Below are 22587 nucleotides of genomic sequence, written 5' to 3'. Positions count from 1 at the left end.
TTGCCTGGTGCCCGCCCCCGGCAGGCAATCGTGGCACGGAGATTCCCACGAGCGACGCGCGCGCCGCCACTGTATTGGTAACCAGTTCTCAACCATCGCAGATCACCTTAAGTTCGCGTTGAAGTGATTTGTTCTGGCCCGTTATTGGCGCGCCGTGGCGGCTCCGGAACGATACTCCTCCACAAAAAGTAACGGCGAAGTACGCATTGATGCGTAACCGGGGGAAGGCGGCCGGCGGCTGAGCCATCGGTCTGTGCGTGACGAAGGCCAAAGGCGCTCGCCGCAACCAGCGCCTCCACTCAGCGCCGCGGCGTCGCCGCGATGAATGCATCGAGCTCCGCCCGCGTCCCGGCGCCTTCCATCGGACCGCGGATAGTGACGTTGCGGGCCCCGGCGGCCGCGGCATAGGTCAGCGCCGTTTCCCGCGCCATGCCGAGGCGGCGGCAGGCGACATAAGCGCCGCCGAAACAGTCCCCGGCGCCGGTGGGGTCGATCTCTTCCACCAAGAACGCGGCGGTGTCGATGCGCGAGCCGTCGCAGCCGAAACAGCTGGCGCCGTCGGCGCCGCGCTTCAGCACGATCTCCTTGATGCCGAGCTCGAACAGCCGGGCGAGCGCCGCAGCCTCATCCTCGACGCCGGCGGCGCGCGCCAGTTCGTCACCGCTCGGCAGCAGCAGGTCGGCCTGGCGCAGCAGTTCGGCGAACTGATCTTCCACCGCAGCGTCGCGCCGCAACTCCTTGCGCAGGTTCGGATCGACCGACAGCGTGCCGCCTCTCGCCTTGATGATCGGCAGGGCGCGGGCGATCACCTCGCGGGCGCTCGACAGGGTGAGCGCCGTGCCCATCACATGCAGGTGCCCCGCCTGCCGCACCAGCGCATCGACCGCCTCGCTCCAGCCGAACCGCGCCGCCGCGGAGGTCGCGATGTTGTAGACGAAGTCCCTCGTTCGATCGGCGCGGTAGCGCACGAAGGCGCTGCCTGTGGGAAACGCGCCGTCGACGGCAACCCCCGACACATCCACCCCGTCGGCGCTGAGCCGATCGAGGTTCACCCGGCCGAAATCGTCGTCGCCGACGGCGCCGATCATCGCAGCGCGGCCACCCAGCCGTCCGCATTGATCGATGAAGATCGCCGGCGCGCCGCTGGGATAGGGCCCGATCAACGGCTGCGCGGTGCGAAAGCCCTCGCCGATGCTGGTGGCGACGATCTCGACCAGGATCTCGCCCACAGAGATCGTCGGGCCCAGCGCATCGGGCGACAGGAGGGCCTGCGGCATGGGCCGGTCAGGCGCCGGCCGGCGTGAAGTTCATGGCGATGCCGTTGATGCAGTAGCGCAGATAGGTCGGCGGCGGGCCGTCATTGAACACATGGCCCAGGTGCGAACCGCAGGTGGCGCAATGCACCTCGGTGCGGACCATGCCATAGCTCCTGTCGGTGGTGGTTTCGACCGCGCCGGGGAGCGGCTCGTTGAAGCTCGGCCAGCCGGTACCGCTCTCGAACTTCACCTTGCCCTCGAACAGCGGGGTGTCGCAGCCGGCGCAGGAAAAGGTGCCGGGACGTTTCTCCAGCAGCAGCGCGCAACTGCCCGGCGCCTCGGTGCCATGCTCGCGCATGATCTGGAACTGCTCGGGCGTCAACCGGGCGCGCCACTCGGCGTCGGTGCGGGTCACGGGAAAACTCTGCTGCATGGCTCTCGATCTCAGACAGCCCGACGGGGCTCACGGGTCGGCGAAAACATAGCGATGCCCGGCCACGATCTCTACCACTATGTGCACCCAAACACGGGCGCCGCTGAGAGCGTCTCCCTCCCCCTTGCGGGGAGGGGACAGGGGTGGGGGTCCACGCGCACCGGACGATCGGATCATCGCTCCATTCCTGCGCCGACCCACCATCAGGGGGCGGGATTGCCGGCCTCGCCGCTGAACAGCCGCGCTTCCTCGGCGAGCCAGGCGCAGAACGCCGCCGCTTTGCGCTGCCGGCGGGGTCGGCGCAGCGCCACGTAATGCTGGCCGCTGGCAATGAAGCCCGCCGGTGCCAGGAGGCGCCCGGAGCGGATGTCGTCGGCCACCAGCGGCCAGGGCGCGATGCAGACGCCGAGCCCGGACGAGGCGGCCTCCAGCATGAAATAGAAATGCTCGTATTCGTTGCCGCCCCGCTCGTCGACGGCGATGCCCGAGCGATCGCTCCATTGCCGCCAGGCATGCCGGCGGGTGCGCGAATGGAGCAGCGTCAGCCCGGCAAAGTCGGCGCCGGCCACGGCCGCCAGCTCCGGCGCCAGCACCGGGCCGGTGGTCTCGGCGAACAGCGCCACCGTCTCGGCTCCATAGGGCCACGGGCCGGAGCCGGCCCGGATGGCGACGTCGAAGCCGTCGCGCTCGAAATCCACCGGCCGGCTCGAGGCGCTGAGCCGCACCTCGATCGCCGGGTGGCGCTCGCGGAAGCGATAGAGCCGGGGGATCAGCCAGCGCATGGTGAAGGTGCCGGGGCAGGAGACGTCGAGCGGCCCGTCCTCGCTGTCGGCGACGGCCCGCACCGCCTGGTCGATCAGATCGAACCCGGCGCCGAGCCCGGCCAGCAGCTGCGTTCCGGCACTGGTCAGCTGCAGCCGGTTGCGCGGCCCCTCGAACAGCGCCACGCCCAGCAGCGCCTCGAGATGCTGCACCTGCCGGCTGATGGCGCTGTGCGTGACGTTCAGCTCGGCCGCCGCCAGCGTCATCCGGCCGTGCCGGCCGGCAGCCTCGAAGGCCCGGAGCGCATTGAGCGAGGGGATGCGACGCGCCATGTGAGTTTTCCGAACAAAGACTGTTCGAACTTATCGCTTTTCCTGCGCTCAGCCAGTGTGTTTGCTTGCCCTCGAAACACTCAATGTCAATAGAACGAACAGAGGCAGTAATGGCCAAGCGCACCGTGGATGGCAGTGCCGGGGACGTCGACTATGGGCGGATCGGCAGCGGCTACAGCCGCTACCGACAACCGGAGCCGCGCATTGCGGCGCTGATCGCCGCCGCCCTCGGAGACGCACGGACGGTGCTCAATGTCGGTGCCGGGGCGGGGTCCTACGAGCCGGTCGATCGCGCCGTGACGGCGGTCGAGCCCTCGGCGGCGATGCGCGCGCAGCGCCCGGCGCACCTGCCGCGGGCCATCGATGCCACGGCCGAGCAGTTGCCCTTCGCCGACCAGGCGTTCGACGCGGCGATGGCGACCTTCACCGTCCACCAGTGGCAGGATCTCGGTGCCGGGCTGGCCGAGATGCGGCGCGTGACGCGCGGCCCGGTGGTCATCCTCAGCTGCGACCCTGAGGCGCTCGACCGGTTCTGGCTCAACGACTACGCGCCCGAGGCCATCGCCGTCGAAGCGCGGCGCTACCCGGCGCTGTCCGAGATCGTCACGGGGCTGGGCGGCGCGGTCGAGATCCTGCCGGTGCCGATCCCGCTCGACTGCGTCGACGGTTTCGGCGAAGCCTATTACGGCCGCCCCGAACGCCTGCTCGATCCGGGCGCGCGCCTCGCCAACTCGGCTTGGACCTTCGTCGCGCCGGCAGTGGTGGAGCGGTTCGTCGCCACGCTTGGCCGCGACCTCGCCGATGGCAGCTGGGACCGGCGCTACGGCCGGCTGCGCACCACTCCGAGCTTCGAGGGCTCGCTCCGGCTGATCGTCGGGCGTCCGGGGGAGCCCTGAAGACCCGGCAAAGGGGCGCAGCGCGTTGCTGCCCGCCGCCCCCTCGTTTATTGCTCGCACGCCGGATCGAAGGGATTTCGCCCGTGGGATGGGACGCGCTGCAGCTCTGGGGAAATGGCGTCCAGCGGATCGAACCGCTGTCGGGCGGCGTCGCCAACGATGTGTGGAGCGTCAGCATCGGCGGCGAGCTGGCGGTCGGGCGGCAGGGGCGGCGCAGCGATGCCGACCTTGGCTGGGAGGCGGCGCTGCTGCAGCACCTGGCACGCCACGGCATGGCCGTGCCGGAGCCGATCCCGACCCGCGACGGCCGGCTGTTCGCCGATGGCCTGATGCTGATGCGCTATGTGGAGGGCGGCCCGCCGGAGACGGGGGCGGACTGGCGCCGCGTCGCCGAGACGCTGCGCCGGCTGCACCGCCTGACGGCGGGCTGGCCGCAGCGGCCGGGCTGGAAATCGTCGGGCGACCTGCTCGTCGCGACGAGCGGCACGCGGGTGAACCTCGCCGCCATGCCGCCCGAGGGCGTGGCGCGCTGCCGCGCCGCCTGGGCCCGGCTGGCCGGCCGGCCGACCAGCGTCGTGCATGGCGATCCCAACCCGCGCAACATCCGGATCACGCCCGAGCGCGTGGCGCTGATCGATTGGGACGAGGCGCATGTCGATGTCTCCGACCTCGACCTGGTGCTGCCACACAACGCCGCCGGGCTCGCGCCGAGCTTCCACGATGTGGCCGCCCAGGCTTCGGCCGCCTGGGAGGCGGCCGTGTGCTGGGACGACGACTATTCGAAGCGCCGGCTCGCCGAGGTGCGGGCGGGGGAGTGAGCGTCGGCCTGACGCCGGCTGGTTGAGGAAGGCTTCCGTCTCCACCCGCGGTGGCGTCGCGAGGAGTGACTGCTGTCCGGTATCCACCTCGTCCCCTAGACCAGCGATGACATCACGGCCCGGGTCTCGCCGCGCAGGCGCTGGGCGTCCTGGCTGGGTGGAGCGCCGAACTGGCGGCGGTATTCGCGGCTGAACTGCGAGGGGCTGTCATAGCCGACGCGGAAGCCGACGCCGGCGACGTCGTCGGGTGAGGCCGCGAGGTGGAGGCGGGCCTGCTGCAGCCGGATCTGCTTCTGGAACTGGATTGGGCTCATCGCCGTCACCGCCTGGAAATTGCGGTAGAAGGCCGAGGGGCTCATGCCGCAAATCTCCGCCACGTCCTCGACCCGGAAGGCGCTGGCGTGGTGCTCGCGGATCCAGCGCACGGCGCGGGCGATGTGGCTGAGGTGGCTGTCGGCAAGGCCGAGCTGGCGCACCGTGGCGCCCTGTTCGCCGACGATCAGCCACCACAGGATTTCGCGCTTGATGAGCGGGCCCAGCACGGCAAGATCGCGTGGCTGGTCGAACAGCCGCAACAGCCGCAGCACGGCGTCGAGCAGTTGCGCGGGGGCGTCGGAGACGATCAGCCCCGAGGGGGCGCCGGCGGGCCGGTCGAGCCCTGGCGTGCCGGCCTCGAGCAGCAGTTCGGCAATGCTGGGCGGGTGCAGCACCATGCCGAAGCCACGGGCCGGGTGCGCCGGGCTGGCGCCGACGAACTGACCGGTGATCGGCAGGTCGATCGAGGCGACGAGATACTGGCCCGCGCCATAGCGATAGAGCCGGTCGCCCAGCGCCAGGCGCTTTTCTCCCTGGGCGATCAGCGCCATCACCGTGCCGGTGGTCGAATGTTCCTCGATCGAGGCGTCGTGCTCGGCGAGTAGCACACCTTCGACCGGTGTCGACGCATCGGGGCGGGCATAGCGGGCGATCAGGGCGTTGAGTTCATCTATCGGCATGCCAATGGAGTAGCACAGCCGCTCTACCGTTCAAACGATTCTCCTTCTGATGGTAGGATCGTGCAAGTCATCGGGAGCCCTGTGATATCGCCTCCGGCCGCGAAAGTGGTTTGGTGTCGATGCCGCCGAGCACTGGGCTCACGGCAGCGAAAGGACACCGAAATGACCATCACGCATGGTTTTCACGCCACCATGACGGCCCGGCCGGGGCAGGGCGACGCGCTGGTGGCGCTGCTCGAACGCGCTCCGTCGCTCGCCCATGACGACTGCTTCGTCTTCCTGATCGGCCGCTCGGCCAGCAACCCCGACCTGGTCTTCGTCACGGAGGGCTGGAGCAGCGCCGAGGCGCATGGCCGGTTCTTCGCCAGCCCCGTCGCCAAGGCCTATACCGCCGAGTTCGGCCCGCTGGTGCTCGACAGCGCCTATGCCGACGAAGTGCCGCTCGGCGGCAAAGCCGTCCTCTAGCACCCGACACCCCCCCATCCTCGCGATCCCGCACGCGCCAGCTGGCGCGCCGGCATCGCCTTGTCTCAAGGAGCACTCCATGAACCGTCCCGCACTCGACCCCGAACTCGCCGGGCTGCTGGCGCAAATGCCCGCCGTGCCGCCCCTCGATGCCCGGAGCCTGCCGCTGCTGCGGCAATATCGGACACCCGCCGAAAGCTTTGTCGAAGGGCGTTCGATCGAACGGCGCGAACTCAAGATCGCCGCCGCCGACGGCGCCCTGTTGCCGCTCTCGGTGTTCCGCCCCGCCGGGCTGGCGACGTCTGCCGCGGCGCCCTGCATCTACTGGCTGCATGGCGGCGGCATGGTGATGGGCGACCGTTTCACCAATCTCGATATTCCGCTCGACTGGCTCGAGCGCTTCGGCGCCGTGGTGGTGACGCTTGACTACCGGCTGGCGCCGGAAGTGCAGGGCACCACCCCGGTCGAGGATTGCTACAGCGGTCTCGAATGGGTCGCCGGGCATGCCGCCGAACTCGGCATCGACCCCAAGCGGCTGGTGGTTGCCGGGGCCAGCGCCGGAGGCGGCCTCACGGCCGGCATGACGCTGATGGCCCGCGACCGCGGCGGCCCGGCAATCGCGGCGCAGGTGCTGATCTGCCCGATGCTCGACCATCGCAATGACACCGCCTCGAGCCGGCAATATGCCGAGGGTCCGGCCACCTGGACGCGCGCCGCCAACAGCTTCGGCTGGGAGGCTCTGCTCGGGACCGCCACCACGGTTTCGGCCTATGCGTCACCGGCACTGGCGAGCGATCTCGGCGGGCTGCCGCCGAGCTTCATCGATACCGGCTCGGCCGAACTGTTCCGCGACGAGGACGCGACCTATGCGAGCCGCATCTGGGCGGCGGGCGGGGTGGCCGAACTGCATGTCTGGCCCGGCGGCTGTCACGGCTTCGATGCGCTGTTCCCAAAGGCGCAGCTCTCGATCATCGCCCGCCAGACCCGCAGCGCCTGGCTCGGCCGCCTCCTCAACCTCCCGAACTGAAGGATTCTTTGCCATGAACAACATTCTCATCACCGGCGCCTCCTCGGGCTATGGCCACGAGATCGCCCGCCACTTCCACCAGCAGGGCTGGAACGTCGTCGCGACGATGCGCAAGCCGCAGCCGGGCCTGCTGCCGGAGTCGGAGCGGCTGCGGGTGCTGCCGCTCGAGGTCACCGATGCGGCCAGCATTGCCGCCTGCGTCGCCGCGGCGGGGCCGATCGACGTGCTGGTCAACAATGCCGGGGTCGGCATGGCCGGCGCCCTGGAAGTCGCGCCCCTGAGCGAGATCCGCCGCATCTTCGAGACCAACACGTTCGGGGTGATGGCGATGATCCAGGCGGTGCTGCCCCAGATGCGCGAGCGGCGGAGCGGCGTGGTGGTCAACGTCACCTCCTCGGCGACACTGGGCGCCTTCCCGTTCTCGGCGCCCTATACCGCGAGCAAGATGGCGATCGAAGGGCTGTCGATGGCGCTCGTCCCCGAACTGGCGCCGTTCGGCCTCGAGGTGAAGCTGGTGGAGCCCGGCCTCGGGCTCGGCACCCGCTTTGCGCAGAACTCGGCCTTCGACTTCGCCGCGCAGGTTCCGCCGGCCTACAGGGCCCACGCCACGGCGGTGTTCAGCACCCGCCCCGCGGTGACCACCAGCGAGAGCGACGTCGCCGACGCCGTCTGGCGCGCCGTGCACGACACCACCGGGCAGTTGCGCTTCCCGGCCGGCGCCGATGCGCTCGAATTGTGGGAGCGGCAGTCGCGGTGACAATGGCCGGGGCACTGCCCCGGCCGTCCATCGGCGCAACCGCAGATGGCAGCCGATCGTGCCGGGGGGAGCAGAGCAGGGCGTGCAACGGCGCCCTGCGCCGTGGAGAGGCGCGGATGTCGTGCTCGGCCGCAGCAACAGAACAACATGTTCGCAAGTAATCATTGCGACTTGCGGGCATGACGGCAATCCGGTGGTACTTTCCTCATGGGCCTGTTGCGACATGCGCAGCAGAATCGAAGGTGAGCACATGGCGAAACAGTCGCAGGCAATGGCGGAGGCGGCGCCTCAGACCCGCAAGCGGGGACATGGGGTGCAGAAAGTCTACGACAGGCTGCGGCAGTCGATCCTCGATCTCAGCCTGCCGCCGGGCAGTCCGCTCGACGAAATGCGGCTCTCGGAGGAGTTTGCGCTGTCGCGCACGCCGATCCGCGAGGCGATGGTGCGACTGGCGGCCGAGGGACTGCTGACGACGCTGCCCAACCGCAACACCATCGTCGCGCCGATCGACTTCGTAAACCTGCCGGTCTATTTCGAGGCGCTGACGCTGATGTACCGGGTCACCACCCGCGCCGCGGCAGTGCATCGGCGGCCCGAGCACCTGGTGCGCATCCGGGCCTTCGAGGCCGCCTATGCCGATGCGGTGCGCCGCCATGATGCGCTGGGGATGATCGCCATCAACCGCGATTTCCATGTGGCGGTGGCGGAGGCCGGCGGCAATGTCTATTTCACCCAGTTGTTCGCCCGGCTGCTCGACGAGGGGCGGCGGGTGATGCGGGTGTTCTACTACTCGTTCGACGACCGCCTGCCGCGCCAATATGTGGACGAGCATGCCGACATGGTGGCGGCGATCGAAGCCGGCGACGCCGACCGCGCCGACGCGCTGGCGGCGACGCACGCCGCCCAGATCGTGCGGCAGATCCAGTCCTACATCTCGCGCGAGACGACCACCCGGATCGACCTGGCGCTGCAGGCGCGGTGAGGGGGAGGAGCTTGCAGTCGGCGCCCCGTGAGGGCAATCGCACATGTCGGTGAGGGGCACCTCTTGCCTTCTCCCACAAGGGGAGAAGGCACTCAAACGACCATCAGTGCTCCATATGCGACCGAGCGCGCTTAAGCCGCTTTCGCCCAGTCGGCGTACCAGGTGCGGAAGCGCGTGAGCGATTGTTCGGCGAAGCGCTGCTGCGCCGGGCTCAGGGCGTCGGTCTCGTTGAAGTGGAGCGCGTATTCGGGCTCGCCGTTGAGCACCAGCAGGTACTTGAAGAACAGCACCAGGTCGGGGCCGGCATCCCAGGTGGAAAGCGTGATCAGCGCTTCCTCGAGTTCCCTGGCGCGACGGCGCGCCACCGGGTCGCCCTGCTGGCCTTTGACGCAGAGTTCGACCAGGTGCAGCACTTCGCGCGGCAGGCAGTTGCCGATGCCGGTGATGGCGCCGGCGGCGCCGCATTGGATGAAGCCGTGATAGACGGCGGTATCGACGCCCACCATCAGTGTCAGCTCGGGATCGGCCGAGGTGATGTGCTCGGCCGCGTAGGAGAGGTCCTGTTCGCCGCCGAATTCCTTGAAGCCGACCAGGTTCTTGTGCTCGGCGCGCAGCGCGAAGAACAGGTCGGCGCGGGTGGCAAAGCCGTAATAGGGGCTGTTGTAGATCACTGCCGGCAGGTCCGGAGCGGCTGACAGCAGGGCCTTGAAATGGGCGTGCTGGGCGGCGGCCGACGAGCCGCGGGAGAGGACGCGCGGGATCAGCATCAGGCCGGCGGCGCCGACCTTCTGGGCATGGGCGGCGTGCGCCGCGGCGGCCCTGGTGTTGACCGCGCCGGTGCCCACGATCACCGGAATGCCGGCCTCGACCAGCCGCTCGACACCCTCCATGCGCTCGGCATCGGTGAGCAGCGGCCAATCGCCCATCGAGCCGCAATAGACCACGCCCGACATGCCGAGCCCGATCAGCTCCTTGGCCTTGCGCACCAGCGCATCGAAATCCGGCGTCCGGTCGGACCGGCAGGGGGTCATCAGGGCGGGAATGCACCCGGTGAACGGGCTCTTTTCCATGAGGTCAGCTCCAGCGGCTAGGGGCAATCAATGGGTTCGGCAAAGCGTATTGCGCTTCGTCACGATCTCCCTATAGGGTTCAGCCGACAGTTTGTCGACAGAGAATTCCAGTCCGCTGCGCGAAGTGCCGGATCGGGGCAGGGGAGTGACATGACGATCGATGCGATGGCGCTGCGCGCCGCGGTGGCCGAGGGGTTCGAGCGGCAGACCGAGTGGCTGGCCCGGCTCGCCAGCTTCGACAGCACCCGGGGCAACGAGGCCGCCTGCCAGGATTGGCTGGCCGGCGAGTTCGCGGCGCGCGGTTGGGGGGTCGACCGCTACAGTCTCGACGAAGTGGAGATTGCCGGGCTGCCGGGTTATTCGCCGGTGGTCGACGCCGACTATTCCAGGGCGGTGCAGGTGGTCGCGACCCACGAGGTCGAGGCACCGGTGGGCAAGAGCCTGATCCTCATGGGCCATATCGACGTGGTGCCGCCGGGAGCGCCCGAGCTCTGGGCGCAGGATCCGTTCAAGCCCGAGATTCGCGACGGCTGGATGCATGGGCGCGGCACCGCCGACATGAAGGCGGGGGTTTCGGCCATGGTGTTCGCGCTCGATGCGCTGCGTCGGCTGGGCTTCGTGCCGGGCTCGCGGGTGCATATCGAGACGGTGAGCGAAGAGGAGTGCACCGGCAATGGGGCGCTCTCGACGCTGGCGCGCGGCTATCGCGCCGATGCGGCATTCATTCCCGAAAGCATGGGGCACCGGCTCATCCGGGCCGAACTGGGCTCGGTGTGGTTCCGGCTGCGCATTCTGGGCCGGCCGGGCCATGTGCTGGCGAGCGCCTCCACCGGCTCGCACGCCATCCTCGCGGCCATGGCCTATATCGAGGCGCTGAAGGGGCTGACCGCCGAGATCAATGCCGAGGCGGTGTCGCACCCCTATTTCGGCGCCATCGCCGATCCGGTGAAGTTCAACCCCGGCAAGATCCGCGGCGGCGACTGGCTGGGCTCGGTCCCCTCGTGGTGCGAGCTCGAATGCCGGCTGTCGGTGCTGCCGGGGCACAGCCTGGCGGAGGTGCGCGAGCGCGTCGCCGAGGCGGTGCGGCGCTGCGCCGCGGCGCTCGAAGCCGAAATGCCGGCGCTGAGCTGGATCGGTTTCCAGGCCGACGGCCACGTCTTTGCCCCCGGCACCGCAGCCGAGGCGCTGCTCGCCGAAATCCATACTCAGGTGCTGGGCCAGCCGCTCGAACCGCTCTGCCTGACGGCGACCAGCGATACCCGGTTCTACGACCTCTATTACGGCATTCCGGCGCTCTGCTACGGCGGCAATGCCCGCGGCATGCACGCGCCGTCCGAGGCGGTGGAGCTCGCCAGCCTCGCCACCACCACCGAGGTGATTGCCCGTTTTGTCGCCGACTGGTGCGGCCTCAAGGCAGCATGACGCTCAAAGTTTCGGCAGGGCAGGGTTCAGAATCCATCTTGTCGACAAACTAAATATTCGCTCATATTGACATCAAAGCGTCGCAAGCAGGACCTCAATGCGCCTAACCGACAACCAGCAGATCTCACAGGCCGCATCGGTCGGCGCGGCGCCCGGCCGATGAACGGGGTGCTGCACTTCACCAATGCGCGTCTCGTCGATCTCGAGCGCCAGGCGCTCGGCGCCCCGACCAGCGTCTCGGTGCGAGATGGCCGGATCGTCGGCACCGGGGTGGCGCCGGCGCCGGGGAGCGAGGTGATCGACCTCGGCGGCCTGACGCTGATGCCGGGCTTCATCGATTGTCATTTCCATGTCGTCGCCTGGTCGCTCGACCTCTGGGCCAATGCCATCGCTCCCGACAGCCTTGCGGCTTTGCGCGCGGCGCAGGTGATGAGCGGGCTGCTCGCTGCCGGTTTCACCACGGTGCGCGATCTGGGCGGCGCCGACCTGGGCCTGGTGCGCGGCGTCGAGGACGGGCTGATCGAGGGGCCTGACCTGGTCATCTGCGGCAAGGGCCTGTCGATGACCGGCGGGCACACCGACCTGCGCCTGCGCACCGATATCCGGCCCGACGCGCTGGGCTGGCGGCTGGGCAATATGGGCGTCCTGGTCGACGGGGTCGACGAGGTGCGCCGTGCCTGCCGCAAGATGATCAAGGAAGGCGCCCGCTTCATCAAGGTGATGGCCAATGGCGGCGTTTCCTCCCCCAACGATCCGATCGACGGGCTGCAATATTCGGACGACGAGATCCGCGCCATGGTCGAGGAAGCGGCCAACTTCAACACCTATGTGTCGGCGCACGTCTATTCGGATGCCTCGATCCGCCGCTGCGTCAGGCTCGGGGTGAAGTCGCTCGAGCACTGCAACCTGATCGAGCCCGAGACCGCCGCCATGGCCGCCGAGGCGGGCTGCATCGCGGTGCCGACGCTGGCGGCCTATGACGGCCTGAAGCTCGAGGGCGCCCAGCTGGGCTTCGGCGTTGCCGAACAGGCCAAGATCGACGTGGTGCGCGATGGCGGCCGCAACTCGCTTCAGGTGATGCGCGCGGCCGGGCTGCCCATGGCCTTCGGCACCGACCTCCTCGGCCAGCTGCGCAAGTATGGCGGGCTCGAGTTCGAACTCCTCGCCCAGGTGCTGACCCCCGCCGAGATCCTCGGCGGCATGTGGAGCGCCGGGGCGAAGCTCTGCCGCATGGAAGGCGAGATCGGCACCATGGCGACGGGGGCGCGGGCCAATCTCGTCGCCTTCGACGTCGATCCGTTCGCCGATATCGCCGCGCTCGGCAGGCCTGAGCAGCACCTCAGGCTCGTCGTCAAGGACGGCGCCATCAAGCACGACCGGAGGGGGGAGTGAGCCCCGATCTCGCCCACGCCCATCGGCTGGCGCGCGGCGCCGATGCCGCCGTCGCGGTGTTCGCCTATTGCCGCGCCGGCCTTCATGCCGCGGTCGGCTCGCTCCTCACCACGGCCTCGGTCTACGACCTCGACGCCATGCGCTCGCGGCGGGTGTGGACCGACGATGCGGCGGCCTATCCGACCGGCAATTTCAAGCGGCTCGACCGCAACCTCTATTTCGAGACGGTGATCGAGCGCTGCGAGCCCTATGCCTCGACCAGCATCGAGGGCATCCAGCGGGTGTTTTTCGACTGGCAGAAGATCGAGGCGCTGGGCTTTGAATCCAACATGAACCTGCCGGCGGTCGCCGATGGCAGGGTGATCGGCACGCTCAACCTGCTGCATCGCAAGGGGCACTACACGGCCGACAAGGTCGAGGCCGCGCTTGCCTGGCAGCCGGTGGCGACACTCGCCTTCCTGCTGCTCGGCCAATCGCGCTCGGAAGGCGCCAATTTCCACGGCGAAGCCGGCGGCGGCGTTTCGGCCTTGGAGGGATGAGGCACTCGCCGGCCGCTTCGGCGGACGGCGCAACAGGTGGTCCGAACCTACGGACCCAGCACCAAACACGGGACCCACAGGAGAACACAGATGAAGCACAAGATTTTCGCAGCGGCGCTGATGGCTTCGGCCCTCATCTCAGCCCCCGCCATGGCCCAGGAGCCGATCCGCCTGGCCTTCCTCGCGGCGTCCAGCCAGAACGGCTATAACGACGCCACCTGGCAGGGCGTGAAAGCCGCCGCAGAGAAGGCGGGCGGGGTCGAGGTCGAGATCTTCGACGGCGAGTTCAATGCCGCCACCCAGTACAAGCAGGTCGAAGACATCATTGCCGGCGGCCGCTTCGACGGCATCATCATCGCCCCCAACGATACGGTCGGCATCGCCACCGCGCTCGAGGAGGCGACCAAGGAAGGCCTGCTCGTCGCCTCGGTGCTGTTCCCGGTCGGCCCGGACCTGACGGTGATGACCCCGCAGGTCGCCGGCCTCACCACCACCGTCGCCTCCAACCCGGTCACCGGCGCCACTGCGCAGGCCGAGGAAGTGGTGAAGTTCTGCGCCGACAAGGATCCCTGCAACGTGGTGATCATGATCGGCCAGCTGCAGTTCCCGTTCGACAACCTGCGCTACAAGAGCTTCGAGACCGTGCTGTCGCAGCACGCCAACATCAAGGTCGTGGCCACCGGCGAGGGCAATTACAGCCCCGATGCGTCGCTGACGGCGTTCCAGGACATCATCCAGGCCAACCCCAAGATCGACGCGGTGCTCTCCAATGCCGACCAGCACCTGCTCGGCGTCGAGATCGCGCTCAACGATGCCGGCATCCCGATCGAGCCGATCTACATGATCGGCGGCGGGCTCAACCAGATCACCGTCGACAAGATCAAGGCGGGCGTGTTCGACGCGACGCTCTCGGGCTACCCGTACTCGGAAGGCTTCTATGCGGCCGACGCACTGATCCGCGCCAAGAAGGGCGAGACGGTCGAGAACTGGATCGACCCGGCCACCAAGGCCTCCAACCCGATGATCGTCGACAAGGCCTGGCTCGACGCCCATCCGGATTTCAAGGCGGAGTGGGAAGGCTGATCGCCTTCGCACCATCCGAGCCGGGGGCGCTCCCGCCCCCGGTCACCGGAGGGCAATCGCATATGAGGTTAAGCACTGCACTTTCAGTGCTCCTCCACCGTGAAACGGGGGAGGGGGACCAGCGAAGCTGCTGGAGGGGGCGGCCCCGAACACCGGCGTCTGCCGCCGCCCCCTCCACCGCCTCCGGCGGTCCCCCTCCCCCGCTACGCGGTGGAGGACCAAAGCCAGCCCGGTGGCCTTCATATGAGATTGCCATGCCAGTCACCGGATCAATGATCGTTATCGGTTCGCTGCAGCCGGGGAGGCAACGATGACCACTCCAGCCATCGCCGTCCGGGTGCGGGGCGTCGCCAAGAGCTTTGGCGGCACGCGCATCCTCGAGGGCATCGATGTCGAGATCGCCGCGGGGACCGTGCATGCCCTGGTGGGCGAGAACGGCGCCGGCAAATCCAGCCTCGGCAAGATCATCGGCGGCTACTACACTCCCGACGAGGGCGAGGTCGAAATCCTCGGGGCGCGCGTCGTGCGCTTTTCGCCGCGCGATGCGCTGGCGCTGGGCGTCGCCATGATCCACCAGGAGCTGCAGCTGGCGCCCGAGCTGACCGTGGTGCAGAACGTCTTTCTCGGCCGCGAGAGCCAGCGCGCCGGCATCCTGGTCGGCGGCGATGCCGCCCGCTTCGCGGCGCTGGAAGAGGCCTGCGATTTCGGCATCGACTCGTCGGTCAAGGTGGCGAGCCTGCGCATCGCCGAGCGCCAGAAGGTCGAGATCATGCGCGCCATCGCCCGCGAGGCGCAGGTCATCATCATGGATGAGCCGACCTCGTCCCTGACCGAGGACGAAGCCGACCGCCTGCACGAGGTGATCCGGCGGCTCAAGGGGCAGGGCAAGACCGTCATCTATGTCAGCCACTTCCTCGACCACATCCTCGCCAATTGCGACAATGTCACCATCATGCGCGACGGCAGGGTGGTACGCACTTCGCCGATCGCGGGCGAGACCAAGCAGAGCCTCGTCGACGCCATGCTCGGGCAGGCCGCCGAAATCCTCTGGCCGGCGCTGCCTGCCGCCCCCGCCGCGACGCTTCCTCCGGTGGTGGAGCTGCGCGGGGTCAGCACCGGCGCCGGGCTCGCCGATATCTCGCTCGCCATCCGTCCCGGCGAGATCGTCGGGCTGGTCGGCCTCGTCGGCTCGGGCCGCACCGAAGTGGCGCGCGCCCTGTTCGGCGCCGACCGGATCACCGCCGGCCAATATCTGATCGAGGGCGCACCGGTCGGCCGCCGCTTCAGCGTGCATGAGGCGATCGCCGCCGGCGTGGCGCTGGTGCCCGAGGATCGGCGGAAGCAGGGACTGGTGCTGACCCAGCCCACCCGCTTCAACATCAGCCTGGGCACCCTCGGCCGGATCAGCCGTTTCGGCATCCTCAACCGCGGCGCCGAGATCAAACAGGCGCGCGACATGATCGGACATTTCGGCATCGTGCCCGGGGCGGTCGATGGCCGGGTGGCGCGCTATTCGGGCGGCAACCAGCAAAAGGTGCTGCTCTCCAAATGGGCGGTGGCGAAACCCAAGCTGCTGATCCTCGACGAGCCGTCGCGCGGCGTCGATATCGGAGCCCGCCGCCGCATCCACGATTTCATCGTCGAGATGGCGCGGCAGGGCGTCGGGGTGCTGCTGATCTCCTCCGAGCTCGAGGAAGTCATCAACCTGTCCCACCGCTGCTACCTGTTGAGCGAAGGCCGGATCTTTGCCGAAGAGCCCGCCGCCGCGCTGACGGTGGAAGCGGCGCTCACCCGCGTCTTTGACGAACAGAACAGCCAACGCAATCGCCAGGAGGCTGCCAGCTGATGGCCGACACCACCCTCACCAAGACCCCTGCCGCCGCGCGGCGCTTCGACTTCGGCGATTTCGTGCGCCAGTATGGCGTGCTCATCATCATCGCGGTGATGCTGGTGGCGCTGACGCTGCTGTCGCCGTCATTCCTGACGCCGCGGAACCTGTTCAACATCCTCAACCAGTCGACGCCGCTGTTCATCATCGCCTGCGCACTGACGCTGGTGATCATCGGCGGCGGCTTCGACCTCTCGACCGGGGCCATATTCGGCGTCGCCTCGGTGAGCGCGGCTTACCTCGCGGTCAATGTCGACCCGCTGCTCGCCATCGTCGCGGCGCCGCTGATCGGGCTGCTGCTCGGCTCGATCAACGGCATCATCATCACCGCCTTCAACGTCCACTCGTTCCTCGTGACGCTGGCCACCAGCCTCGTCTATCGCGGCATGGCCATCCTCATCACCAACGGCAAGCTGATCCCGGTGCGGGTCGAGGAATTCGCCTGGCTGGGCCGCGCCAAGCTCGACCTGGTCAATGTCGCGGTGCTGGTGATGCTGGCCTTCATGGTGCTGATGATGTTCATCCTCAACCGCACGACGCTGGGGCGCGCCATCTTCGCGGTGGGCGGCAACGAGGAGGCGGCGCTGCTCTCGGGCATCCGCACCAACCTCGTCAAGATCATCACCTTCGCGCTGTCGGGCGGCGCCGCCGGGCTGGCCGGGGTGATCACCGTGTCGCGGCTGTCGATGGGCGAGCCGCAGGCCGGCACCGGCTACGAGTTCGAGGCGATCGCCGCGGTGATCCTGGGCGGCACTTCGATCATGGGCGGCGCCGGCGCGATCTGGCGCTCGATGGCCGGCGTGCTGCTGATGGCGCTGATCGGCAACGGCTTCAACATCCTCAACGTGAACCCCTTCTTCAAGGACCTGACCACCGGCGTGATCATCGTCTTGGCCGTCGCGCTCGCCGCGACCGGCAACAAGCGATGAGCGTCTGCCACCCACGGAATATGGCGCCGGCGGCCAGCGGCCGCGGCGCGCAAGCGAGAGACTGAGATGTCCGACAAGATCACCCGCGTCGCCACCGATGTCGGCGGCACGTTCACCGACCTCGTGTATTTCGAAACCGATATGCGGAGCGGCGCACAGACGGTCCGCACCGAAAAGTCGGATACCACGCCGCCGGATTTCGAGAAGGGCGTGCTCGACGTCCTCGCCAAGGGCGGGGTCGAACTGGAGAGCCTCGATTTCCTCGCGCATGGCACCACCGTGGTGATCAACTCGCTGACCGAGCGCAAGGGCGCCAAGGTCGGCCTGATCACCACCAAAGGGTTCCGCGACGTGCTGGAGATCGGCCGCGGCAACCGGCCGGATTTCTTCAACCTCAAGTACAAGAAGCCCGAGCCGTTCGTCGCGCGGTACCTGCGCCGCGAGCTCGCCGGCCGCATCGATTTCCATGGCAAGGAGCAGGTGCCGCTCGACCTCTCGGGGTTGGCCGAGATCGTTGCCGATTTCCGCGCCGACGGCGTCACGGCGGTCGCCATCTGCTTCATCCACGCCTATGCCAACCCGTCGCATGAAGAGGCCGCGCTGGCGGAGCTGCGCCGGCTGTGGCCGGACGTGGTCGCCGTCGCCTCGCACCAGATCACCCGTGAGTGGCGCGAATACGAGCGCACCTCCACCACCATCCTCTCGGCCTATGTGCAGCCGTCGGCGCAGCGCTATCTCGAGCGGCTGGAAACGGGCCTCCGCGACCAGGGCTATGCCGGCGGGCTCTACGTCATGCAGTCCAACTGCGGCGTCGACGCGGTGGAGTCGATCAAGCAGACGCCGATCACCATGGTGGAATCGGGCCCAGCCTCGGGCTTCTGGGGCGCCGCCGAGCTCGGCCGCATCATCGGCGAGCCCGATGTGCTGGCGCTCGACATCGGCGGCACCACGGCGAAATGCTCGCTGATCAAAGGCGGCCAGGTCACCATCAAGACCGACTACTGGATCGAGCGCGACCGCAAGTCCGCCGGCTATCCGATCATGGTGCCGGTGGTCGACCTGGTCGAGATCGGCAATGGCGGCGGCTCGATCGCCTGGGTCGACGAGTTCGACAAGCTCCATGTCGGGCCGCGTTCGGCCGGCGCCGTGCCCGGGCCGGCCGCCTATGGTCGGGGCGGCAGCAACGCCACCACCACCGACGCCAACCTGGCGCTCGGCCGCATCAACAAGGATTACTTCGTCGGCGGCAATGTCGTCGCCGACATGGCGGCGACGAACGCGGCGCTGGCCGAACTGGGCGGCAAGCTCGGGATGAGCAACATCGAAGTGGCGCGCGGCATCGTGCGCATCGCCAATTCGAACATGGTCAACGCGCTGAAGCTGGTCTCGGTGAACCGCGGCTACGACCCGCGCGATTTCACCATGGTGGTGTTCGGCGGCGGCGGCCCGATGCATGGCGCCGAGCTCGGCAAGGAGCTGGGGGTCAAGAAGGTCGTGGTGCCGCGCGGCGCCTCGGTGTTCTCGGCCTGGGGCATGCTGATGAGCGACCTGAGGCGCGATTACTTCGTCACCCAGTTGATGGATGCCGACGACCACGAGAGCCTGTCGCAGCTGCTGGCGACGACGCGCGAGCGCGCCATCGCCGATTTCGTGCGCGGGAACGTGCCGGCCGACAAGGTGAGCATCAAGGGGCTGGTGCGGGTGCGCTACCAGAACCAGGAATTCGCCGTCGAAGTGCCGCTGCCGGCGGGCGAGCCGAGCCGGGCCTCGATGGCCGAGCTGATCGCCAATTTCCACGATGCCTATGAGCGCGAATACACCTATCGGCTCGATGCCGGGGTGGAGATCATCGGGTTGCACCTGGTGGCCGCGTCCGAGGTGGGCAAGCTCGAGATCACCAGGCTCGAGCGGACCGGCGCCAGCCTCGAACAGGCCATCAAGGGCCGCCGCGAGGTCGACTATGCGACCGAAGGCATCCACGAAGCCACCATCTACGATGGCACGAGGCTGGAGCCCGGCATGAGCTTTGCCGGCCCGGCGGTGATCGAGGACCCGGGCACCACGGTGGTGATCCAGCCGGCCAACCGGGTCAGCATCGACGACTACGGCAACATCCACATCGCGATCTGAGGGCTGAGATGACCAAGCACGATCCCGTCACCTTCGACATCATCCAGAACGCGCTCGAAGCGATCGCCGACGAAATGTTCGTGGCGCAGCGCAAGGCCTCGATGTCGGCCATCATCTACGAAGTGCTCGACCTCTCCTCGTCGATCCTCGACCCGGTCGGCGATATCGCCGCGGCCGGCGCCGGCATCCCCGCCTTCATCGGGGTGCTCGACAAGGCGGTCAAAGGCATCCTCAAGAAGTTCCCGCTCGAAAGCGTCCGGCCGGGCGATCTCTATGCCTCGAACGATCCCTATTATGGCGGGGTGACCCACCTCAACGACATGGTGCTGGCCGCGCCGGTGTTTTCGGGCGACCGCATCGTCGCCTGGGTCGCCAATATCGCGCACTGGAACGATGTGGGCGGGAACGTGCCGGGCTCGATGTCGGCCGATGCCACCGAAATCTTCCAGGAAGGGGTGCGCATCCCGGCGGTCAAGCTGTTCGACCAGGGCGTCGCCAACCAGGCGGTGTTCGACATCCTCTACGTCAACACCAGGCTGCCCGATTTCCTCAAGGGCGACCTGTGGGCCGGCATCGCGGGCCTCCGCATCGGCGAGCGCCGGGTGCAGGAGCTGCTCGCCAAATACGGCGCCGACACCTATCTCGCCGCCGTCGCCGACTATATGGACCTCGGCGAACGCCGGGCGCTGGCGGCGCTGAAGCAGATGCCGGCCGGCACCTACGACTATTCCGAAACCCAGGACGATGGCGCGGTGCACAATATCCGCCTCGTCATCACGCCGGAAAAGTTCACGGTGGACCTCCGCGGTAACCCCAGGCAGGCGGGCTCGAAGAACTCGTCGCGCGAGGGCTCCGAGATCGCGCTGCAGCTGGCCTTCAAGGACTTCACCGATCCGGACGGCCCGGGCAATGGCGGCTGCTTCCGCCCGCTCGAGGTGATCACCGAGCCGGGCACCATCTTCCACGTCATCGAGCCCGGCGCGCTGGGCTATTACTCGGAAGTCGAGATCCGGCTGTTCGACATGACGCTGAGGGCGCTGGCGCATCATTTCGGCGGCATCGTGCCGGCCGGCAATTTCGCCTCGATCTGCGGCACGGTGATGGGCGGCAAGCACCCCGACACCGGGCGGCACTACACCATCGTCGAGCCGCAGGTCGGCGGCTGGGGCGGCTGGGAGGGCCATGACGGCAATTCGGGGCAGTTCTCTGGCTTTCACGGCGAAACCTTCAACTGCCCCGCCGAGATCGCCGAAGCCCGCTACGGCATGTTCGTCGACCAGGTGGCGCTCAATGCCGAGCCGGGCGGGGAAGGGCAGTGGCGCGGCGGCAAGGGCATCGAGGTGCATTACCGGGTGCGTGGCGACAACAACTTCCTGTCGCTCGGCTACACCCGCTCCACCATGCCGCCCTGGGGCGTCGGCGGCGGCCTCGACGGCTCGCTCAACTATGTCGAGCTGCGCCGCACCGACGGACGCAACGAGCGCTACGCCTTCGCCACCAATGTGGTGGTCAACACCGGCGACGTGATCCGCATCGTCACCGCCAATGGCGGCGGCTATGGCGAGCCCAAGGCCCGCGCCCCCGAAGCCATCGCCCGCGACATCCGCGACGGCTACCTGACGCGCGAGCGGGCGTTGGAGGTGTATGGCACGGTGGGGACGCCCGGGGGCTAGATTGTTTCACCAAGGGCCGGAGCAACACTCGATGTCATCCCTGCCAAAAAACAGGGATGACAGCCGGTGGGTGGGTGCAAGGCCTGGCCAGACCGACGCAGCTCGATGCACGCCCAGCACAGCGCGAAGCGCGGGCGCGTTGCTTGCACCGGCTGTGTGTTTCGATGGTCCGTTCGTTTTTGGCTCCGAGGACCGCGGTGAATGGCCCCTATTGGCCCAAACCGGACTTCAGATCCGCCTGTGACTACTCTCCCAACCCGGCTGGGAGCTGGCCCGCTCGATACAGCTCGCGCGGCTCGTCGTAGGTGTCAGTTTCGATGTCAATGTCGGCCGAATAGGCCCACACCCCAGCCCGGATGGGCTCCAGGCGCTGAGCAGCCGCGATGGCGTCCTCGGCGGTCCTGGCTGACCTAGGTGCTTCTGGCTCGAGCTTCTTTCCCTTGGCTTTGAACCCTTGGGCAAAATACATCGTGCTCATATTGGCTCCTCGTATCGATTAGGACGCTGGCGATGAGAGCGCGGCCGCACCCTCACCTCCAACGTCCTCAACCGGGTGACGATCTAACCGGCGGGTATCGGTGACCCTGACCTGCGCATCGCACCCGGCCGCGCTCAGTGGTGCACCCAGGTCTGATGCGAGAAGACCTCGCCAGGCTGAGGCTCGTGGAGGGCTTTGTCGATCTTCAACTCCAGAGACCTGTGGTGGCCATCGGGCATCAGCAACTGGATCTCGGAGCCTGTCCTGTCCAGAACGAACGCTGAGTATCGTTGGCCGTCGGCGTCCTCGATCAGCAAGGTGTCGGAGCTCAGGACCCGAACCACCTGATGGTGGGATAGAACGGTGACCAGGGACCCTGGCCCAAAGGTGAGACCATCCAGGTCGGCGTGCCACTGGCTCAATGCGCACCCACTGGAACGAAGCCGATCAATCCCTCGCGCACGATGTCACGCCGGGTCCGCGGCGGGGTGGTGACATCCTGTCCGATGCCCTTGAGGATACCGATGCCTGCTACAGGGGGGACACCGGAAAAGTGGAGTCGCGCTCGCTGGCTGGCGAAGCTGTCGCGATTGGCCTTGCGGCTCTCGCTGATCATTTTCAGGAACTTCCGTGTCCGCTAAAGGCCCTAGATGGGCGGCACAGCCATCGCGAGCTGACGCGAGACGATCACCGTGTTTGAAGTTTGAACTTCCGTGGTTCAGTAGTGGACTTTATCCAACGAAACACCAAGCGATTTGTTTTTTCAGCCATAAGGAACCAATCTAGCCGCGATTTTTCTCAGTGATTCTGGCGAGCGGAGCGCGGCTTAGTTGTCGTGGCAGTGGCTCCTGTGGTGTTTGCACTTGTATTTTCTGCATCGGCATCCTATTTAATCTCGTGTTAAGCCATCGTTGGCCTCTGATTTCCGGCTTATTCCGGCTGTTCGATCCCCACTTTTGCAGACGCTCTACCTCGCCACCTGTCGTGGCGGTGGAAACCGTGCGTTGGCCCTAGGCGATCGACCCGTTAAGGAGATCATCATGATCAACGGAACCGTGAAGTTCTACAACGCCACCAAAGGCTTCGGCTTTATCGCTCCCAATGACGGGGGCAAGGATGCATTCGTGCATGCTGCCGCCCTCGAGGCAGCCGGCATAATGGGCCTCGCCGAAGGACAGCGTGTCACTTACGACCTGGGGAGCGGTCGTGATGGCAAGATGTCTGCTACCAACCTCTCGCTGGCCTGACCGCTTGAGTGGC

General features: G+C 67.6%; 22 protein-coding genes. 15 read left to right on the top strand and 7 right to left on the bottom strand.

The annotated features are described in order from the left end of the window. Positions 1–299 precede the first annotated feature (299 nt). From APS40_RS03995 to APS40_RS03985, 3 genes are all read right to left on the bottom strand, one after another. Positions 300–1277: a tagatose kinase gene (locus tag APS40_RS03995; protein ID WP_055045834.1), complete on the bottom strand. Its 978-nt coding sequence runs from the start codon at positions 1275–1277 to the stop codon at positions 300–302. A 7-nt stretch (positions 1278–1284) separates the two neighbouring features. Next, complete coding sequence (gene msrB / locus APS40_RS03990) at positions 1285–1689, bottom strand: peptide-methionine (R)-S-oxide reductase MsrB (protein ID WP_055045833.1); 405 nt, start codon at positions 1687–1689, stop codon at positions 1285–1287. 203 nt (positions 1690–1892) lie between these two features. Then, a complete protein-coding gene (locus APS40_RS03985; protein WP_055045832.1) occupies positions 1893–2783 on the bottom strand; it encodes a LysR substrate-binding domain-containing protein in 891 nt (296 codons plus the stop codon). A 110-nt stretch (positions 2784–2893) separates the two neighbouring features. Here APS40_RS03985 and APS40_RS03980 point away from each other — a divergent pair, with 110 nt between their 5' ends. Continuing rightward, on the top strand, positions 2894–3679 hold the full coding sequence (locus APS40_RS03980; protein ID WP_055045831.1) for a class I SAM-dependent methyltransferase: 786 nt from the start codon (positions 2894–2896) through the stop codon (positions 3677–3679). Between the two features lie 83 nt (positions 3680–3762). After that, positions 3763–4497, top strand: coding sequence for a phosphotransferase enzyme family protein (locus tag APS40_RS03975; protein WP_055049537.1), 735 nt, complete (start codon positions 3763–3765; stop codon positions 4495–4497). Between the two features lie 95 nt (positions 4498–4592). Here the strand turns inward: APS40_RS03975 and APS40_RS03970 are convergent, their stop codons facing one another. Further along, positions 4593–5492, bottom strand: a complete 900-nt coding sequence (locus tag APS40_RS03970; protein WP_055045830.1) for an AraC family transcriptional regulator — start codon at positions 5490–5492, stop codon at positions 4593–4595. A gap of 162 nt (positions 5493–5654) precedes the next feature. Between APS40_RS03970 and APS40_RS03965 the strand changes: the two genes are divergently transcribed. The 4 genes from APS40_RS03965 (at position 5655) to APS40_RS03950 (ending at position 8723) form a co-directional block, all read left to right on the top strand. Next, positions 5655–5957, top strand: coding sequence for a putative quinol monooxygenase (locus APS40_RS03965; RefSeq protein ID WP_055045829.1), 303 nt, complete (start codon positions 5655–5657; stop codon positions 5955–5957). Positions 5958–6036: 79 nt separating this feature from the next. Further along, on the top strand, positions 6037–6984 hold the full coding sequence (locus tag APS40_RS03960; RefSeq protein ID WP_055045828.1) for an alpha/beta hydrolase: 948 nt from the start codon (positions 6037–6039) through the stop codon (positions 6982–6984). 13 nt (positions 6985–6997) lie between these two features. After that, positions 6998–7741 carry an SDR family oxidoreductase gene (locus tag APS40_RS03955; RefSeq protein WP_055045827.1) on the top strand — a complete coding sequence of 248 codons (744 nt, stop codon included), beginning with the start codon at positions 6998–7000 and terminating at the stop codon, positions 7739–7741. Positions 7742–8012: 271 nt separating this feature from the next. Then, positions 8013–8723 carry a GntR family transcriptional regulator gene (locus tag APS40_RS03950; RefSeq protein ID WP_055045826.1) on the top strand — a complete coding sequence of 237 codons (711 nt, stop codon included), beginning with the start codon at positions 8013–8015 and terminating at the stop codon, positions 8721–8723. 131 nt (positions 8724–8854) lie between these two features. Here APS40_RS03950 and APS40_RS03945 read toward each other — a convergent pair whose 3' ends face one another. Next, positions 8855–9793, bottom strand: a complete 939-nt coding sequence (locus tag APS40_RS03945; protein ID WP_055045825.1) for a dihydrodipicolinate synthase family protein — start codon at positions 9791–9793, stop codon at positions 8855–8857. 150 nt (positions 9794–9943) lie between these two features. Here APS40_RS03945 and APS40_RS03940 point away from each other — a divergent pair, with 150 nt between their 5' ends. From APS40_RS03940 to APS40_RS03905, 8 genes are all read left to right on the top strand, one after another. Further along, positions 9944–11215, top strand: a complete 1272-nt coding sequence (locus APS40_RS03940; RefSeq protein ID WP_055045824.1) for an ArgE/DapE family deacylase — start codon at positions 9944–9946, stop codon at positions 11213–11215. A 159-nt stretch (positions 11216–11374) separates the two neighbouring features. Next, on the top strand, positions 11375–12607 hold the full coding sequence (locus APS40_RS03935) for a metal-dependent hydrolase family protein (RefSeq protein WP_055045823.1): 1233 nt from the start codon (positions 11375–11377) through the stop codon (positions 12605–12607). Then, a complete protein-coding gene (locus tag APS40_RS03930; protein ID WP_055045822.1) occupies positions 12604–13146 on the top strand; it encodes a GAF domain-containing protein in 543 nt (180 codons plus the stop codon). Before APS40_RS03935 ends, APS40_RS03930 begins: the two co-directional genes overlap by 4 nt. Positions 13147–13236: 90 nt before the next feature. After that, positions 13237–14229, top strand: a complete 993-nt coding sequence (locus tag APS40_RS03925; RefSeq protein WP_055045821.1) for a sugar ABC transporter substrate-binding protein — start codon at positions 13237–13239, stop codon at positions 14227–14229. Between the two features lie 310 nt (positions 14230–14539). Next, positions 14540–16075 (top strand): sugar ABC transporter ATP-binding protein, encoded by a 1536-nt coding sequence (locus tag APS40_RS03920; protein ID WP_055045820.1) that lies wholly within the window; start codon positions 14540–14542, stop codon positions 16073–16075. Beyond that, the gene (locus tag APS40_RS03915) at positions 16075–17046 is read left to right on the top strand and encodes an ABC transporter permease (RefSeq protein ID WP_055045819.1); all 972 of its coding nucleotides are present in this window, start codon (positions 16075–16077) and stop codon (positions 17044–17046) included. The genes APS40_RS03920 and APS40_RS03915 overlap by 1 nt, the downstream gene beginning before the upstream one ends. 66 nt (positions 17047–17112) lie before the next feature. Then, complete coding sequence (locus tag APS40_RS03910) at positions 17113–19176, top strand: hydantoinase/oxoprolinase family protein (protein WP_055045818.1); 2064 nt, start codon at positions 17113–17115, stop codon at positions 19174–19176. Between the two features lie 8 nt (positions 19177–19184). Continuing rightward, positions 19185–20849 carry a hydantoinase B/oxoprolinase family protein gene (locus APS40_RS03905; RefSeq protein WP_055045817.1) on the top strand — a complete coding sequence of 555 codons (1665 nt, stop codon included), beginning with the start codon at positions 19185–19187 and terminating at the stop codon, positions 20847–20849. Between the two features lie 244 nt (positions 20850–21093). Here the strand turns inward: APS40_RS03905 and APS40_RS03900 are convergent, their stop codons facing one another. Next, positions 21094–21327, bottom strand: a complete 234-nt coding sequence (locus APS40_RS03900) for a hypothetical protein (protein ID WP_055045816.1) — start codon at positions 21325–21327, stop codon at positions 21094–21096. A 418-nt stretch (positions 21328–21745) separates the two neighbouring features. Beyond that, entirely contained in the window at positions 21746–21943 is a 198-nt protein-coding gene (locus APS40_RS03890; RefSeq protein WP_055045814.1) for a hypothetical protein, read from the bottom strand. 424 nt (positions 21944–22367) lie between these two features. Here APS40_RS03890 and APS40_RS03885 point away from each other — a divergent pair, with 424 nt between their 5' ends. Next, positions 22368–22574, top strand: a complete 207-nt coding sequence (locus APS40_RS03885) for a cold-shock protein (protein WP_055045813.1) — start codon at positions 22368–22370, stop codon at positions 22572–22574. Positions 22575–22587 lie beyond the last annotated feature (13 nt).

This window comes from Devosia sp. A16 (assembly GCF_001402915.1).
GTDB lineage: Bacteria > Pseudomonadota > Alphaproteobacteria > Rhizobiales > Devosiaceae > Devosia_A.
The sequence above is the reverse complement of the archived record's forward strand: the minus strand, read 5'-3'. Positions and strand labels throughout refer to the sequence as shown.